14 protein-coding genes are annotated in these 15,141 nt (G+C 61.9%); 7 read left to right on the top strand and 7 right to left on the bottom strand.

Features of this window, described 5'->3' with window-relative positions:
* Positions 1-147 precede the first annotated feature (147 nt).
* The 4 genes from EC919_RS25690 to EC919_RS25675 form a co-directional block, all read right to left on the bottom strand.
* On the bottom strand, positions 148-2,631 hold the full coding sequence (locus EC919_RS25690; RefSeq protein ID WP_133777098.1) for a penicillin acylase family protein: 2,484 nt from the start codon (positions 2,629-2,631) through the stop codon (positions 148-150).
* Between the two features lie 128 nt (positions 2,632-2,759).
* Positions 2,760-3,404, bottom strand: coding sequence for a glutathione binding-like protein (locus tag EC919_RS25685; RefSeq protein ID WP_133777097.1), 645 nt, complete (start codon positions 3,402-3,404; stop codon positions 2,760-2,762).
* 122 nt (positions 3,405-3,526) lie between these two features.
* A complete protein-coding gene (locus EC919_RS25680) occupies positions 3,527-3,733 on the bottom strand; it encodes an SEC-C metal-binding domain-containing protein (RefSeq protein WP_074891614.1) in 207 nt (68 codons plus the stop codon).
* Between the two features lie 4 nt (positions 3,734-3,737).
* Positions 3,738-4,223: an LEA type 2 family protein gene (locus tag EC919_RS25675; RefSeq protein WP_133777096.1), complete on the bottom strand. Its 486-nt coding sequence runs from the start codon at positions 4,221-4,223 to the stop codon at positions 3,738-3,740.
* A gap of 113 nt (positions 4,224-4,336) precedes the next feature.
* Here EC919_RS25675 and EC919_RS25670 point away from each other — a divergent pair, with 113 nt between their 5' ends.
* Positions 4,337-4,942: a hypothetical protein gene (locus EC919_RS25670; RefSeq protein WP_133777095.1), complete on the top strand. Its 606-nt coding sequence runs from the start codon at positions 4,337-4,339 to the stop codon at positions 4,940-4,942.
* Positions 4,943-4,985: 43 nt separating this feature from the next.
* On the opposite strand, the gene EC919_RS25665 is transcribed toward EC919_RS25670, so the two are convergent.
* On the bottom strand, positions 4,986-5,459 hold the full coding sequence (locus EC919_RS25665; protein WP_133777094.1) for a YchJ family protein: 474 nt from the start codon (positions 5,457-5,459) through the stop codon (positions 4,986-4,988).
* A gap of 10 nt (positions 5,460-5,469) precedes the next feature.
* The gene (locus EC919_RS25660; protein ID WP_133777093.1) at positions 5,470-5,967 is read right to left on the bottom strand and encodes a DUF6231 family protein; all 498 of its coding nucleotides are present in this window, start codon (positions 5,965-5,967) and stop codon (positions 5,470-5,472) included.
* A gap of 244 nt (positions 5,968-6,211) precedes the next feature.
* Between EC919_RS25660 and EC919_RS25655 the strand changes: the two genes are divergently transcribed.
* The 3 genes from EC919_RS25655 to EC919_RS25645 all read left to right on the top strand — a co-directional run bounded on the left by EC919_RS25655 (position 6,212) and on the right by EC919_RS25645 (position 8,572).
* The gene (locus EC919_RS25655) at positions 6,212-6,913 is read left to right on the top strand and encodes an OmpA family protein (protein WP_133777092.1); all 702 of its coding nucleotides are present in this window, start codon (positions 6,212-6,214) and stop codon (positions 6,911-6,913) included.
* A 617-nt stretch (positions 6,914-7,530) separates the two neighbouring features.
* Positions 7,531-7,806 carry a DUF1145 domain-containing protein gene (locus tag EC919_RS25650; RefSeq protein ID WP_133777091.1) on the top strand — a complete coding sequence of 92 codons (276 nt, stop codon included), beginning with the start codon at positions 7,531-7,533 and terminating at the stop codon, positions 7,804-7,806.
* Positions 7,799-8,572, top strand: a complete 774-nt coding sequence (locus EC919_RS25645) for a collagen-like protein (RefSeq protein WP_133777090.1) — start codon at positions 7,799-7,801, stop codon at positions 8,570-8,572. The genes EC919_RS25650 and EC919_RS25645 overlap by 8 nt, the downstream gene beginning before the upstream one ends.
* Positions 8,573-8,658: 86 nt before the next feature.
* On the opposite strand, the gene EC919_RS25640 is transcribed toward EC919_RS25645, so the two are convergent.
* A complete protein-coding gene (locus EC919_RS25640) occupies positions 8,659-9,123 on the bottom strand; it encodes a CopD family protein (RefSeq protein WP_133777089.1) in 465 nt (154 codons plus the stop codon).
* A gap of 129 nt (positions 9,124-9,252) precedes the next feature.
* Here EC919_RS25640 and dinG point away from each other — a divergent pair, with 129 nt between their 5' ends.
* The 3 genes from dinG (at position 9,253) to EC919_RS25625 (ending at position 15,105) form a co-directional block, all read left to right on the top strand.
* Positions 9,253-11,397 carry an ATP-dependent DNA helicase DinG gene (dinG, locus tag EC919_RS25635; protein ID WP_065992603.1) on the top strand — a complete coding sequence of 715 codons (2,145 nt, stop codon included), beginning with the start codon at positions 9,253-9,255 and terminating at the stop codon, positions 11,395-11,397.
* A 111-nt stretch (positions 11,398-11,508) separates the two neighbouring features.
* Positions 11,509-13,881 carry a beta-galactosidase gene (locus EC919_RS25630; protein WP_133777088.1) on the top strand — a complete coding sequence of 791 codons (2,373 nt, stop codon included), beginning with the start codon at positions 11,509-11,511 and terminating at the stop codon, positions 13,879-13,881.
* Between the two features lie 75 nt (positions 13,882-13,956).
* A complete protein-coding gene (locus EC919_RS25625; RefSeq protein WP_133777087.1) occupies positions 13,957-15,105 on the top strand; it encodes a serine hydrolase domain-containing protein in 1,149 nt (382 codons plus the stop codon).
* Positions 15,106-15,141: the final 36 nt, after the last annotated feature.

Genomic DNA, 15,141 nt, shown 5'->3' with positions numbered 1-15,141 from the left:
AATCAGGCGTTAGAGAGGAAAAGCATTGAAAAGCTGAAGGCTGCCCAAGGCATCCTTCAGCTATGACAAACTTTCCCCGGACACTAGTGACGCTCTGCGTGGGAATGCATCCCGGGACGCTCCGCGTCATCCCAGGTCAAGGGGCATTCACTTCCCGGGCGTCAGTGTCAGGCGTTGTTTGCCGTAGGCTTTTTCGAAATTTTCCGGTTGCATCGGCACGGACATGTACAGGCCTTTCATCCAGGGGTCGATGCCGTTGGCGTTGTACGGGCTGGCCGGGTTGCCGGATTGGCCGGAGGCGTTTTGCGCCATCATCGGTTCTTGTTGGGCGAAGTCGACGATGATGCGCATGGCCGGGACGACGGCGGCGTTGAAGTCCTGGCCCCAGTGGAAGCCCGAGGCGTTGAGTGTGGTGTGGTCGCCGCCGGTGGCGATCGGGCCTTTGAGCACGCTTGCCTTGTTGCCGCCCAGTGCGGCGGTCAGTTGGGCGCTTTGGGCGGTCCAGGTGGTCTGGTGCAATTTGCCCCACTGCCAGGCCTTGTGATCGGCGCCGAACTGGGTTTCGCCGACGGTGATTGCCGCAGCCAGGCTGCGGGCGAGGATGGCGGGTTTGTCTTCTCTTTGCGGGGTTTTTACGTCGTCCCAATACGGACTGTCTTCACGGCCCAGCAGGTGATCGGCCTGGGGCGAGTAGGACAGGTCCGCGCTTTGCACCAGCGCTTTCCAGGCAGGGCTGGTTTCCGGGCCGAGTTCGTCGAGGAAGGTCTGGCGGGCGCTTTCTTGCAGGAACAATTCGTAAATCGCTGCATCAGCCGAACCCGGCGACAGCCGGCCGTCGAACGCCATCAGGCGGGTCAGCGCTTCGCGGGCCTTGTCGCGGTCTGGCGCGGGCAGGGCGTCGATGGCTTGCTTGAGCGGCGCAGACATGCCCGGCGCGGAGAACATTTTCTTCAGTTTCGCGGCGAAGGTCGTGGTCTGGTCGTATTGCATGGCGACGGTGCTGCGGGTGTCCTGCTTGCCGGCGCTGGCCAGTTCGGCGATGCGTTCGGCGCGCTCCGGGTAGTCCCACGAATTGGACAGCTGCATGCCATAGCCTTTCGGCACGGTGCGCTGATTGGCGGTGGCGATCCAGCCTTGCTGCGAATCCTGATCGTACGGATGCAGCATCGCGTCGGCGTAGCCGTCCCAGTCGAATCGGCCATCCCAGCCCGGCGAAGGAATCAGGCCGAGCCCGTCGCGGCGGTTCGGGTATTTGCCGGTGACCTGCCAGCCGGTGTTGGAGGCATCGGCGAACACCATGTTCAGCGTGATGGCGCGGATTTCCCGGGTGGTGTCGAAGGCGCGCTGCACGTTCGGGGCGCGGGTCAGATCGAAAAGGGCGTCGAGGGTCTTGTCGTCCTTGGCGTCCGGCGTCTGCAGGGCGATGCCCAGGCCGCTGGCCAGCTGCGCAGAACTCGCGTTGAGCAGAGGGCCATGACGGGTTTCGTAGGCAGGCTCGCGCACCGGGCTCTGGCCTTTGACGAAGTAGGTTTCCTCATGGGCGCCTGCCGCGACCCATTTACCGTCGGCCATGACCATCAGGCGGTTGTTTTCACGCTTGAGCTTTTCCAGGAACAGGTCCTGGTTGTCGCCCATCGCCGGGCCCATGCCCCAGGCCAGTTTGCCGTTGAAGCCGGACAAGACCAGTGGAAAGCCTGCAACGGTCGCGCCTGCGGCCTGGTATTTCGGCGAGCGGATCTGCACGAAATTCCACATTGACGGCAGGGTCGGCGCCAGTTGGCTGTCGGTGGCCAGCAGGCTCTTGCCGGCGCGCGCGCGTTGCGGTGAGATCACCCAGTTGTTCGACGCCGAAACGCCCAGCAGGTTGAGGTCGGAAAGCTGCAGCGCCGCTTTGTCCAGATCGCTCAGGCCCGGCAGCTGGCTGCCCAGGTTCAGGCCTTTGAGCTTGTCGGCTTCAGCAAAGGGCAAGGCTTCGTCGGGATAGGTCGGCAGCAGCCATCCCAGCTTGTCCGCCCCGACTTTCTGAGCCAGCACCAGCGAGGAAATCTCCTCCTGCAGATTCACTGACAGGCTGAAATTGAGCAGGCTAAAGATCAGCGCCGAATCTTCCGGCTTCCAGTATTCAGGCTTGTAACCCGAATCGGCGAGGTCGGCCGGCAGCTTGTCGCGGTAGCGGAACAGGTAAGCGTTGACGCCGCGCGCGTACACTTCGAAGAAGCGTTTCAGCCGCGGCGATGAAGCCGCATACAGCTGACCGGCGGTCTGTTTGAGGTTGGCGGCGCGCATCATGCGGTCGAGATCGAGGGCGCCCGGCCCGGCGATTTCCGACAGTCGGCCCTGAGCCAGCAAGCGCATTTGCATCATCTGGGTAATGCGGTCTGTCGCGTGAATGTAGCCGAGGGTGAACAGCGCGTCATGGAACGTGCTGCTTTCTATCAGCGGCATGCCCAGATTGTTGCGGCGAATCGAAACGTTCTGTGCCAGCCCTTTAATGGCAAACACCCCGCTGGCAGGCGGCAGGCTGTCGCGGTCTTCACCGCCCAGCTGGCAACCGGCCAGGCTCAAGAGTCCGATCATGGCAGCGGCCGCGCTCATGCGCGTTTTCAACGTCGAAAGGGCTGGCGAGGCCATGATGAAGCTCCTGCGGGGGGGATGCGTAGAAAAGGCGCTACGTTAGAGAGCAGGCGAGCGCCACGCAAGCCGGGGGAGGGAGTTTATTTTCGCGATTTTCACTCCACGCTGATGGTTGCGTCTTCAGCTCAGGGCTTCGGCGGATTGATCTTGTCGGCCAGCGCATAGGCCCGCTTCACCGCATCGCGATTGGCCACTGCGTCAAACCAGCGTTTAAGGTGCGGAAAGTCATCCAGGTTCTGCTCCTGAAAGGTATGCGGCACGATCCACGGGTAGATCGCCATGTCTGCGATGCCGTAGTCGTCGCCCGCAACAAAGCTGCGATCAGCCAGACGCTCGTTCAATACGCCGTACAAGCGTGCGGTCTCGTCGACGTAGCGCTTGATCGCATAGGGGATCTTCTCTTTGGCGAACCGGTTGAAATGGTGATTCTGACCGGCCATCGGGCCCAGGCCGCCCATTTGCCAGAACAGCCACTGCAGGGTTTCTTCTCGGCCACGCAGGTCCTGAGCGATGAACTGCCCCGTCTTCTCGGCCAGGTACAGCAAGATCGCGCCGGACTCGAACAGGCTCAGCGGTTCGCCGCCGTCGGCAGGCTCGTGGTCGACGATGGCTGGAATCTTGTTGTTGGGGGAAATCTTCAGAAAATCGGATTCAAACTGCTCGTTCGCGCCGATGTTCACCGGGAAAATCTTGTACGGCAGGCCCGCTTCTTCGAGGAAAATCGAGACTTTGTGGCCATTGGGGGTGGTCCAGTAGTGCAGATCGATCATTGCGCGCTCCAGGTGAAGTCATCACGACTGCCATTAAGGCTGCACCTGTTTTACGCCTTCAAACGCCCATCGCACAAATGAAAACGGCCTGAAGGTTCAGGCCGTAGAACGTGCTCGGGCGATTATGCGCCGTGGCATTTCTTGAATTTTTTCTCGCTGCCACAAGGGCAAGGATCGTTGCGACCGACGTCCTTGAGCGTGTTGCGCACGGGCTCTTGAGGCGCGTGGCCGCAATGCGGGCCGTGCACATGGCCGTGGTCATGAGGGTGATCGTGGTGGTCGTGATCGTGGTCACAATCGGGACCGTGCACGTGGGCTTGCTGGTTCATGGGGTTACTCCGGAATCAAATCGCCGGGGATTATGTCGCCATTGCGCCCGATGCGCACGCTGTGTCCGAATAAAAATCCGGTCTTGAGCTTGCCTTCCAACCGGTAATGCACAGGCTGATCCGCTTTGCCGAGCACCTTGGAAATGTCCTTGAGGTGTTCCCAGAGATTGGTACGGATCGGCACGGAAAAGTTTTTGTGGCTGTTGGCTTTGACGATGAACCAGTCGCTGTAGACGCCCTCGCTGAGCAACATGTCATTGAGCAGGATCTTGTAGCGCAGGCCGCGGACCAACAGGCTGGAGTCGTTGGGATTGTCGACCCTGAAGCGCAGCTTGAAGTCCTGGCGCAACAGCTTGGCCTTGACCACCTCGACCTTCAGCAGCTTGACATCGGGGTCTTCGAAGCCGCCGGTTATCCAGGTCGAGCAGCCCGACAGCGCGAGGAGCGCGAAGAGGCCTGCGATTCTGAGGACGTATGCTGCAAACATCATGGGTCGCTCCCTTATGTCCGGTCTTGTAGGCCCGTCTGACCGCCACTTCACGTGACTCGCCGTTCTCCACAGCGTGCGCCATACTCGCGCCATGTGTCGAAGGAGTATTGACCATGAAGCTCTACGAAATCGTATTTTCCGGCCAACTGGTGTCCGGCGCGCAGCCGGATCTGGTCAAGGCCAACCTGACAAAGCTGTTCCAGGCGGACGCTCAGCGCATCGCGTTGCTGTTCTCCGGCCGTCGACTGGTGCTGAAAAACAACCTCGATGAGGCGGCCGCCGAAAAGTACCGGTCGACCCTCGAACGCGCCGGGGCCCTGGCCCAGATTGTGCCCATGGTGCAAGTCGTTGAGGCGCCGGTCGTGGAGGCGTCGGGTGTGGTTGAAGTGGAGGAGGTTGAACTGGCGCCGCCGCCGGACGAGCCGACCTGGACGCGCAAGCCCTCAAATCTGACCACGCCGCGCAACGACGCCACACCGTCCCGTACAGCCAGCGTCAAACCGCGCGATGTGTACATGGCGGCCTTTGTGGACGTGGAAGCGCCTGACTTCACCCTCTCTGAACCGGGCCAGGACGTGCAGGATCCGAGAATGCCGACCCGTGCGCCGCAGCTCGACCTGTCCGGCTTGAGCCTGGCACCGGCCGGTGCTGATCTGGGTCAGGACACACCGGTTGAGCATGTGCTGGTGCCGGACGTTTCCCACATCAGACTGGCTTGAAGACTGACCGTCCTGAGTGGTCACTGGCGTCGCTGCTGAACAATCAGGTGAGATAAGCCGAGCAGCACTTCTTGAATTTCTGCTGGCTGCCGCAGGGGCAGGCGTCGTTACGACCGGCTTTGAGCGAGACCGTCGGGTCGATGAAATACCAGCGTCCGTCATGCTGCACAAACGCCGAGCGCTCGCGATGACGGTGCTCGCCATCGGCGTCGTGCCAGCGGGCGGTGAAGGTCACAAAAGCATGCTCAGGCTGACCGCCGATCAACTCGGTGCCTTCGACTTCCAGACCCAACCAGGTGCTCTGGGCGCTCCACTGGCTGATCCCATCACGATCCAGCCCGGCCTTCTGCGCCGGCAATGTGGTGTCCAGCAGATAGTCCACCAACCCCAGCACATACGCGCTGTAGCGCGAACGCATCAGCGCTTCGGCGCAAGGGGCAGGCTGACCGGCGTGATAGCGACCGCAGCAACCGTCGAGAAGATTGCCGCTGCCGCAGGGACATATTGCGCTGCTCATGATGCGTCTCTCACCACCAGTACTTGCCGTAATTCTCCGGATTGGCCCAGAACTTCGCGTTCAGCCAATCCGGCACCTGTTTGTATTCGCGCAGATCGTAGGTGAACAGCGTGAGCACCTGTTCATCCCGGGAAAACCGCTCGCTGGCCTGCAGTGCCAGCGAGTAGAAATCGGCGTGCTGCCAGCCGCAGGCATCAAGATCGGCCAGCACGGCGATCCGGCTGGCATTGAGGTTGCGGACACCGCCCAGCAACTCCAGGCCCGCACGTTTGGGCATGTGCTCCAGGCAATCCACCACCAACGCCAGATCGAAGCGCTGTCCGGCCAGATCGGCGGGCAAAGGACCCGGCGCGGCGTGGGCCAGTTCGGTCTGCGGATGCGCTTCACAAAAAGCCTTCAACGCCGGAAAACCCTCGGCGCCAATCAGCAGCAGACGCTTCGGCGCATAAAGGTCCAACAGGGCGGCGAGGGCCTGTTGCGGCGTGCGACTGGAAAAGCGATCGGTCATTGGGGTTCCTCGGTCAGGCGGGAAGGTTAGCGTGCTGAACTTCAATGGCCTAGTCCTTGAACGTGTTCATTTCACGATCTGACACAGCGTTGAGCGTGAAGGCAAAAAGCTGTTCCGCTCAAGAAGAGTCCGAATTGTGCGGTGTAATCCCGTAAAACCCCTGTCGTTAGAGTGGCGAACGGCCCCACACCCGTCTTTACTGCATCCCAGTCGGTTTTAGCCGATACCAAAGGAGAAGAACTGTATGAGCATGATTCGGACAGCGTTACCTCTGATTTTGGTGACCAGTGTATTGACGGGATGTGCGGGCTTGCAAAAGACCGACTGGCCTCTGTGTGCGGCGGGCGGCGCGCTGACTGGCGCTGCGATCGGCGCCTTCCAGACCGCGTCGGTTGCGGCAGGCTTTGGCGGTGCGGTAGGCGTGATGGCCGGTGCGTACTGCTGGGCCCACGGGGATGGCGATGATGACGGCGACGGCGTCCTCAACAGCAAGGACAAATGCCCGAATACGCCAAAAGGCACCCCGGTGGATGCCACCGGTTGCCCGATCGTGACACCTGCGCCTGAGCCAGTCGCCGCGCCGGTGGTGCTGCCGAAAGAAGAAATCATCACCATTCGTGATGTGCACTTCGAGTTCAACAAAGCCACGCTGACACCGGGCGACAAACAGCAACTGGACATGGTCGCGACCAAACTCAAAACCGAAGCCCCGAACGTCCAGCTTCACGTCAGCGGCCACACCGACAGCGTGGGCAGCGATGCCTACAACCAGAAACTGTCGCAAAAACGTGCGCAATCGGTGACCGACTACCTCGTCAGCGCCGGCATCCCGCGCGCCTCGTTCGTGTCCGTTGAAGGTGACGGCGAAGCCCGCCCTGTGGCCGACAACAAAACCGCCGACGGCCGAGCGCTGAACCGCCGCGTCGAGATCAAAATCAACCGTTGAGACAAGGTTGAAGCGTCAAAGGAAGCCCCGGTTTGAAAGCCGGGGCTTTTCTATTTCTGGCATTCAGTTTTCATGTTCAAAAAAGCCATTGCCCAGACCGGCCTCTTCCCGGCTAAAGCCGGTCCCACGAAAAGCAGCGCGTGCATTCAGTAGGACTGACGGTGCCCCCGTAGGACCGGCTTCAGCCGGGAAGCTTTTGATCTTCAAACACAAAAATTTCAGTCACCGCCAAACGCGACTTGGGTGCAGGCTGAACGCAGACGACGCGCAGTGGGCCGAGCCGCATGGATGCGGCGAGAGCGCCGTCAGGACATGGATGTCCGTTCGGCGCGGGCTCCACGGAGCGTGGTCGGAGTGAAGGAACCCCGAGGAACGAGGGGCCAAACCAGGAGCAGGGCCTTTTTGGTTACTTTTTCGGCTCTTGGAAAAAGTGACCCGCCGTAAGGGCGGAACCATAATCCCGGCAAACACAAATAACGGATATTCACCCAATCCCAGCGCAACCTCATCAAACCAGCCAACTTTTGTAACCTGCCTCTGGCATAGTCCCGCGCCTCACCGTACTGTGCGCAAACCGTTTTCACCGCACAAAAAACCAAAAACAGCAGAGGCACCACATGAGTGTGATTTGGGGAACAGGGAAAGTACTGACAACAGCATTCTGGCTACTGATAATCACCAGCCTGACCATCGCCATGCCGCACCCCTTCGGCCTGATGTTCAAACTGGCAGGCGGCCTGCTATTGCTCACCCACATCATCGAACTGATCAGCTACAACGCCAGCTTGCGCGGCCGCCCCCATCCCTGGCGCGATCGCCTCCAGATTCTGCTCTTCGGCCTATTCCACCTGAACACATTCAAACGCCCACAGGCGGAGGTACACCATGCGTAATGCGATGCTGATGACGGCAGGCCTGCTGTCCGCCCTGACCAGCCCCTGGATCATGGCCCAGACCATCTCCGTCGAAACCCACTCGCTCATGCGCCTGCCCTCCAAAACCAGCGTATTGCAACTGGATCGACTCGAAGTCGCCGACTACGGCACCCTCCTGATCCCCGCCGGCCTTACCGAAGTCAAAGTCGGCCAACTCATCATGGGCCACGAATCACGCATCGCCATCGTCCCGAGCGCCGAGCCGTTCAGCCTGCAAGTCAAACAGGGTGACCTGGGCAGCGGCGCCGAAATCACCGCGCGGGGCGCCCCGGGCACCTTCGAAAAAGCGCCGACCCCAGGCCGCAACCTCAACCTGCGGATCGAACAGCTCAACGCTGACCAACTCTTCATCGACGCCCGCGGCGGCGCAGGCTCGCCCGGTTACGTCGGCCTTGACGGCGGCAACGGCATCGCTCCGGGCTGCACCTGGGGTTCCGCCAGTCGCGGGATCGACGGCGACAATGGCGGCAACGGTCGTGACGGCGCGCCGGGTGCGCTCGTTCGTCTCGAACTCCCGGCGACCTTCGGCAATGACCGCATCAAGGTTAACGTACAGGGCGGTGCCGGTGGCATTGGCGGCGACGGCGGTCGCGGCGGCAAAGGCGGGGCGTCCAAAGGCTGCGTGGTCTATCGCGCTGACGGCGCCAGGTCCGGCAAGAACGGCGACAAGGGTCAGTCCGGTGCAGTTGGGCCAGCGGGCGCTATCGTGGTTCGCAACTTATAAGCAACGAGCCGTTGTAGAAGCGCGCCTGCCAGGGATGCCTGAACACCCTGCGCAACAGGCGCGTTGTTACAGATCAAAAGCCGGGCTTAGAACATGGGCCTGGTGGCAGCGATCGCCACAACGGCCACCCCTATCATCAGATTGATCCCCACCAGACGCCGAATGCCCCCCATCGCGGCCGCGCCATCTGCCCACTGCTCAGAGAGCACGGCCTTGCGCAACTGCGGCAGGTTCAGCGTTGAGACGCGCAGAAACAACGCCACCATCACCACGTACAGACCCATCATCACCTGCACATAGCGGGGCGCGGTCTGAAAGCCGCTGAAGTTGACGTTGATCATGCCAATACCGGTGACCGGCAGCATGATCACCGCGCACCACACCCAGACGAAGAAACGCGGCAGTACCTGCAGCCACAGCTTCAGCCGGGCCGGGCCCTCAAGGGCGGCGATGACCGCCGGTCGAAGAATCATCCAGGCGAAAAGCATGCCTCCTACCCACACAATCGCTGCCAGCACATGCAAGGCGTAGACAAAGGCTACAGGTGACATCGAGAACTCCGATCTGCGCAGAAAGAATTAGCGCGGTATGATAGCCGCCCGCTGCGACTACTGAAGATATATCCAGCGGTTTTCGTGTTTTCATTCAGCACCCGTGACGCCGAGCCAACGACCCAGCCCATGATCAGCACCGAACTCAAATCCCAGATTCAGGGCGCCTACTCGCGTTTCCTCGAAGCCAAGAGCCTCAAGCCTCGATACGGCCAGCGCCTGATGATCGCTGAAGTGGCGAAGGTACTGGGCGACGTCGACACCGACGAAGAAGGCCGCCGTTCGGGGGATCCCGCCGTGGTGGCGGTCGAGGCGGGGACCGGTACCGGCAAGACCGTCGCCTACGCCATTGCAGCCATTCCGACCGCCAAGGCCGCCGGCAAGCGCCTGGTGATCGCCACCGCGACGGTCGCACTGCAGGAACAGATCGTCTACAAAGATTTGCCCGACCTGATGCGCAACAGTGGCTTGAACTTCACGTTCGCCCTGGCCAAGGGCCGTGGCCGCTACATGTGCCTGTCCAAGCTCGACATGCTGCTGCAGGAAGGCGACGCCCAGAGCGCGACCGCCCAGCTGTTCGAAGAAGAAGGCTTCAAGATCGAAGTGGATGAAGCCAGCCAGAAGCTCTTCACCACCATGATCGAAAAGCTCGCCGGCAACAAATGGGACGGTGACCGCGACAGCTGGCCCCAGGAACTGGCCGATCAGGACTGGGCGCGCCTGACCACCGATCACAGCCAGTGCACCAACCGCCATTGCCCGAACTTCCAGCAATGCGCCTTCTATAAAGCCCGCGAGGGCATGGGCAAAGTCGACGTCATCGTCACCAACCACGACATGGTTCTCGCTGACCTGGCGCTGGGCGGCGGTGCGGTCCTGCCCGATCCCCGCGACACCCTGTATGTGTTCGACGAAGGCCATCACCTGCCGGACAAGGCGATCGGCCACTTCGCCCATTTCAGCCGCCTGCGCTCCACCGCTGACTGGCTGGAGCAAACCGCCAAGAATCTCACCAAGTTGCTCGCCCAGCACCCGCTGCCGGGCGACCTGGGCAAACTGATCGAGCAGGTGCCCGAGCTGGCCCGCGAGATCAAGACCCAGCAGCAATTCATGTTCACGGCCTGCGAGCAGCTTGCCGACTTCAAGCAAGGCGAAGACATGGAAGGCCGCGAGCGTCCGCGCCATCGATTCGTCGGCGGGGTGGTCCCCGAACACATGCGCGAGATGGGCATCGAGCTGAAAAAAGGCTTTGCCCGGCTCGACGATCTGTTCACGCGCCTGACCGAGCTGCTTAAGGAAGGCATGGACGGCGAGGTCAATATCGGCATCGCCAGCCATCAGGCGGAAGAGTGGTATCCGCTGTTTGGCAGCTTGCTGGCCCGCGCCCATGGCAACTGGGAATTGTGGACCGCCTTCACCGCCGAAGACCCGGAAAACAGCCCGCCCATGGCGCGCTGGCTGACCCTGGCCGACAGCGGCTCGCTGTTCGACATCGAGGTCAACGCCAGCCCGATCCTGGCCGCCGAAATGTTGCGCCGCAACCTGTGGAACGTCGCCTACGGCGCGTTGGTGACCTCGGCCACGTTGACCGCGCTGGGCAAGTTCGACCGTTTCCGCATGCGTGCCGGCCTGCCGAAAGATGCCGTCACCGCCGTGGTGCCGAGTCCGTTTCACCATGCCGACGCCGGCGTGCTGCGCGTGCCGGATCTGAAAGCCGACCCTCGCAACGCGGCCGAACATACGGCAGCCATCATCCGTGAGCTGCCGAATCTGGTCGAAGGCTCCAAAGGCACGCTGGTGCTGTTCTCGTCGCGCAAACAGATGCAGGAAGTGTTCGACGGGCTGGAGCGGGACTGGCGCAAGCGTGTGTTCATCCAGGGCAATCTGTCCAAGCAGGAAACCCTCAACAAGCACAAGGCGCGGGTCGACGGGGGCGATGAAAGCGTCCTGTTCGGGCTGGCGAGCTTCGCTGAAGGAGTCGATCTTCCGGGCGCCTACTGCGAGCATGTGGTGATCGCCAAGATTCCCTTCGCCGTGCCGGATGATCCGGTTGAAGCTGCGCTGGCGGAGTGGATCGAAGCGCGAGGCGGCAATCCGTTCATGGAAATCGCCGTTCCCGACGCCTCGCTGCGCCTGATCCAGGCCTGCGGTCGTCTGCTGCGCACCGAACAGGACCGCGGCATCATCACGCTGCTGGACCGTCGGGTCGTGACCCAGCGCTATGGCAAAGCCATCCTCAACGCACTGCCGCCGTTCCGGCGCGAAATTTCCTGAAGCCGTGTCGCAAATGAAACACGGTTGACCGGGTCTTAAACTCGGTCCGCCCGGATGCGCGCGACCTCTGTCGTGCTCCGGGCCTCAGATGATCAAGGAGCTTCAGATCACATGATTCGCCGTTCACTGTCCGCCATCATTGCCACGCTCTGCGTCGGCATGGCCCACGCCGCGCCTGACGTGCAGCAGACGCTGTTCAATTTCGTCCGGCCCGCCGACGTGGTGAAGGTCACGACCCAGGATGCCGGGTTTCCCCAGGCCAACGCCGAACAGACCGCCGAAGGCGAAGTGCTGCGCCGGATCGTTTTCAATCCGGTCGCCAAACCCAGTCTGCGACTGACCCCCCAGACCGGCGTATGGGACTGGAGTCACGACAGCGCCATGACCTTGCGCTTGCAAAGCGCGATGGACTGGGCGTTGACGGTGTATGTGCAGATCGAGAGCCGCGACGGCAAAATCCTTACCAGCCGCATCGATTTGCCGGCCGGCCCGGCGCAAACCCTGGTGTTGCCGCTCAAGGCCAGTTCGCCGCTGAGCCAGGGCATGCGCGCCGGCCCACCGATGCCGTGGGTTTACGAGGGGCAGCGCGTGTTGCTGGGCAACACCGAAGGCGACCTGAACAGCGCTGAGGTTGCATCGGTCACGGTGTCGCTGTCACAACCCAACGTTGCCCAAAGTGTGCTGATCGAGAAGTTCGGCGTGCAAGAGGGTGACGGGCTGCAAACGGACGCTTACAGCAATCTGGTCGACGGCTACGGCCAGTTCACCCGCGGCAAGTGGCCTGAGAAGGTCTCAAGCGACGACCAGCTCAAGGCGCTGGCGGGCAAGGAGCAGCAACAGCTGCAAACCTGGCTGAAAGACCGTCCTGCCCACGATAAATACGGCGGCTTGCTCAGCGGCCCTTCGTTTGAAGCGAAGGGCTTTTTCCGCACCGAAAGGCGCGACGAGCGCTGGTATCTGGTGACACCGGAGGGCCATCCGTTCTACTCCCTCGGCGTGAATGCCATCTCCGCCGACGAGAGCCAGACTTACGTCGAAGGCCGCGAAGCCATGTTCACCGGCCTGCCCGGCAGCGACGATCCGCTCGCCGCGTTCTACGGCAAGGGCGACGACAACCGCGAGACGGGGGCCAACCGCAACCGCCAGTTCGATCAGGGCCGCTGGTTCGATTTCTATGGCGCGAATTTGCAGCGCACATACGGGGTGCCGAAGTGCGTTGAAGTCTCAAAGCCTGTTGATCCGGCTGACGACGAAGACGAAACCTCAGCCACCACTCCAACGACCACACCAGCCACGACCGAATCCAATGGCGACAGCGCGACCGAGCAGAGCGCGCCGCTGCCGGAAAAGCCCGCCGTGCCTGCGCCTGCAATCGAATGCAAGCCGGTGATTGTGGACAGCAAACGCTGGGTTGATCACACCCTGCAACGCTTGCAGGCGTGGGGTTTCAACACCGTCGGCAACTGGAGCGAGCCGGCGCTGCAAAACCTCGAAAACGGCAAAAAGGCACACGTGCCCTACACGTTGCCGCTGTCCATCGTCGGCGACTACGTGAGCATCAGCACCGGCCAGGATTGGTGGGGCGGCATGCCTGATCCGTTCGATCCGCGTTTTGCCATGGCCACCGAGCGGGCCGTCGCCATCGCTGCGCGCGACCATCGCGACGACCCCTACCTGATCGGATACTTCGCCGATAACGAATTGGCCTGGGCTGGGCCGGGCAATGATCCGAAGGATCGCTACGCATTGGCCTACGGCACGCTGAAGCTGACCACCGACGTGCCGGCCAAGCGCGCGTTTCTCAAGCAGTTGCGCGACAAGTACCGCAACGAGGAAGGGCTGTCCAAGGCGTGGGGTATCCAGCTCGCCGCGTGGGAGCTGATGGAAGACCCGGGCTTCGAGCCGCCGCTGCCGAGCGCAGAGCACCCGGAGATCGAAAACGACTTCAGGTATTTCCAGCGCGTGTTCGCCGAGACCTATTTCAAAACCATTTCCGACGCGCTCAAGTGGCATGCGCCGAACCATCTGCTGCTCGGCGGCCGCTTTGGCGTTACCAGCCCCGAGGCGGTCGAGGCCTGCGCCAAGTTCTGCGACGTGCTGAGCTTCAACCTTTACACCCTCAAACCCCAGGATGGCGTGGACTTCGCGAAACTGCGCGTGCTGGACAAGCCCGTGCTGATCACGGAGTTTCACTTTGGGTCCCGCGATCGCGGGCCGTTCTGGGGCGGGGTGCTCGAAGTGCCGCGTGAGGAAGATCGCGGTCCGGCGTATGCCAATTTCCTGAAGAGCGCGCTGGCCGAGCCTTCCATCGTCGGTGTGCACTGGTTCCAGTACCTGGACCAGCCTGTCACTGGCCGTTTGCTCGATGGCGAAAACGGCCATCTGGGGCTGGTGGGCATCACCGACGTGCCGTACACGGGCTTTGTCGACGCGGTGCGCAAGGCCAATGCACAGGTTATGGATGTGATCGGCAAACGCCCTTAACCGGGGCGGTTCCCAAAGCGTTCAATCGCTGGAACAATGCTCGCCTTTTTTGCAGCCCGACCGGAGAGCCAGACCGTGCAGATTCAAGGCCATTTCGAGCTTCAGTTTGAGGCCGTACGCGAAGCGTTCGCTGCGCTGTTCGACGATCCGCAGGAGCGTGGCGCTGCGCTGTGCGTGCAGGTCGGCGGGGAGACGGTCGTAGATCTGTGGGCGGGCACGGCAGACAAGGACGGCGCCGAGGCCTGGCACAGCGACACCATCGCCAACCTGTTTTCCTGCACCAAGACCTTCACTGCGGTCACGGCCTTGCAGTTGGTGGGTGAGGGCAAGCTGAATCTGGATGAGCCCGTGGCGCGTCTCTGGCCCGAGTTTGCCGCCAACGGCAAACAGTCCATCACGCTGCGCCAGTTGCTGTGCCATCAGGCCGGGCTCCCGGCGATCCGTCAAATATTGCCGGCCGAGGCGCTTTACGACTGGCAGGCCATGACCACCGTATTGGCCGCGGAAGAACCCTGGTGGACGCCGGGGCAGGGCCACGGTTATGCCGCCATCACTTACGGCTGGCTGGTGGGCGAGATGATTCGTCGTGCCGACGGCCGCGGTCCGGGTGAATCCATCGCCGCGCGTATTTCGCGCCCGTTGGGCCTGGATTTCCATGTCGGTCTGGCCGATGAAGAATTTCATCGCGTCGCTCACATTGCCAGAGGGAAGGGCAATGTGGGTGATGAGGCCGCACAGCGCCTGTTGCAGACCACGATGCGCGAACCTGCGTCCATGACGGCGCGGGCGTTCACCAACCCGCCCTCGATCATGACCAGCACCAACAAGCCCGAATGGCGCCGCATGGAGCAACCTGCCGCCAATGGCCATGGCAATGCACGCAGTCTGGCCGGTTTTTACAGCGGCTTGCTCGATGGCAGCCTGCTGGACGGCGACCTGCTCAACGAGCTGACCCGTGAACACAGCATCGGCCAGGACAAGACGCTGCTCACCCAGACCCGCTTCGGTCTGGGCTGCATGCTCGATCAACCCACGGTGCCTAACGCGACGTTCGGGCTGGGTGCCAAGTCATTTGGCCATCCCGGTGCAGGTGGCTCGGTTGGCTTCGCCGATCCCGAGCGCGATGTGGCGTTCGGGTTTGTCACCAACACCCTCGGTCCCTACGTGCTGATGGATCCGCGCGCTCAGCGTCTGGTGCGAGTGGTGGGTGAGTGTTTGCAATAACTATCGCCGTTAAGTGCTTGTTCTACCGACTGTCAG

It is taken from the genome of Pseudomonas graminis, assembly GCF_004364335.1.
Taxonomy (GTDB): Bacteria; Pseudomonadota; Gammaproteobacteria; order Pseudomonadales; family Pseudomonadaceae; genus Aquipseudomonas; species Aquipseudomonas graminis_D.
The sequence above is the reverse complement of the archived record's forward strand: the minus strand, read 5'-3'. Positions and strand labels throughout refer to the sequence as shown.

Excerpts from the sequence above, each read along its gene's own strand:
- EC919_RS25650 (WP_133777091.1), top strand. The coding sequence starts at position 7,531 with ATGAGTGTGATTTGGGGAACAGGGAAAGTACTGACAACAGCATTCTGG.
- EC919_RS25690 (WP_133777098.1), bottom strand. The coding sequence starts at position 2,631 with ATGGCCTCGCCAGCCCTTTCGACGTTGAAAACGCGCATGAGCGCGGCC.
- EC919_RS25655 (WP_133777092.1), top strand. The coding sequence starts at position 6,212 with ATGAGCATGATTCGGACAGCGTTACCTCTGATTTTGGTGACCAGTGTA.
- EC919_RS25665 (WP_133777094.1), bottom strand. The coding sequence starts at position 5,459 with ATGAGCAGCGCAATATGTCCCTGCGGCAGCGGCAATCTTCTCGACGGT.
- dinG (WP_065992603.1), top strand. The coding sequence starts at position 9,253 with ATGATCAGCACCGAACTCAAATCCCAGATTCAGGGCGCCTACTCGCGT.
- EC919_RS25685 (WP_133777097.1), bottom strand. The coding sequence starts at position 3,404 with ATGATCGATCTGCACTACTGGACCACCCCCAATGGCCACAAAGTCTCG.
- EC919_RS25680 (WP_074891614.1), bottom strand. The coding sequence starts at position 3,733 with ATGAACCAGCAAGCCCACGTGCACGGTCCCGATTGTGACCACGATCAC.
- EC919_RS25640 (WP_133777089.1), bottom strand. The coding sequence starts at position 9,123 with ATGTCACCTGTAGCCTTTGTCTACGCCTTGCATGTGCTGGCAGCGATT.
- EC919_RS25670 (WP_133777095.1), top strand. The coding sequence starts at position 4,337 with ATGAAGCTCTACGAAATCGTATTTTCCGGCCAACTGGTGTCCGGCGCG.
- EC919_RS25675 (WP_133777096.1), bottom strand. The coding sequence starts at position 4,223 with ATGATGTTTGCAGCATACGTCCTCAGAATCGCAGGCCTCTTCGCGCTC.
- EC919_RS25645 (WP_133777090.1), top strand. The coding sequence starts at position 7,799 with ATGCGTAATGCGATGCTGATGACGGCAGGCCTGCTGTCCGCCCTGACC.
- EC919_RS25630 (WP_133777088.1), top strand. The coding sequence starts at position 11,509 with ATGATTCGCCGTTCACTGTCCGCCATCATTGCCACGCTCTGCGTCGGC.
- EC919_RS25660 (WP_133777093.1), bottom strand. The coding sequence starts at position 5,967 with ATGACCGATCGCTTTTCCAGTCGCACGCCGCAACAGGCCCTCGCCGCC.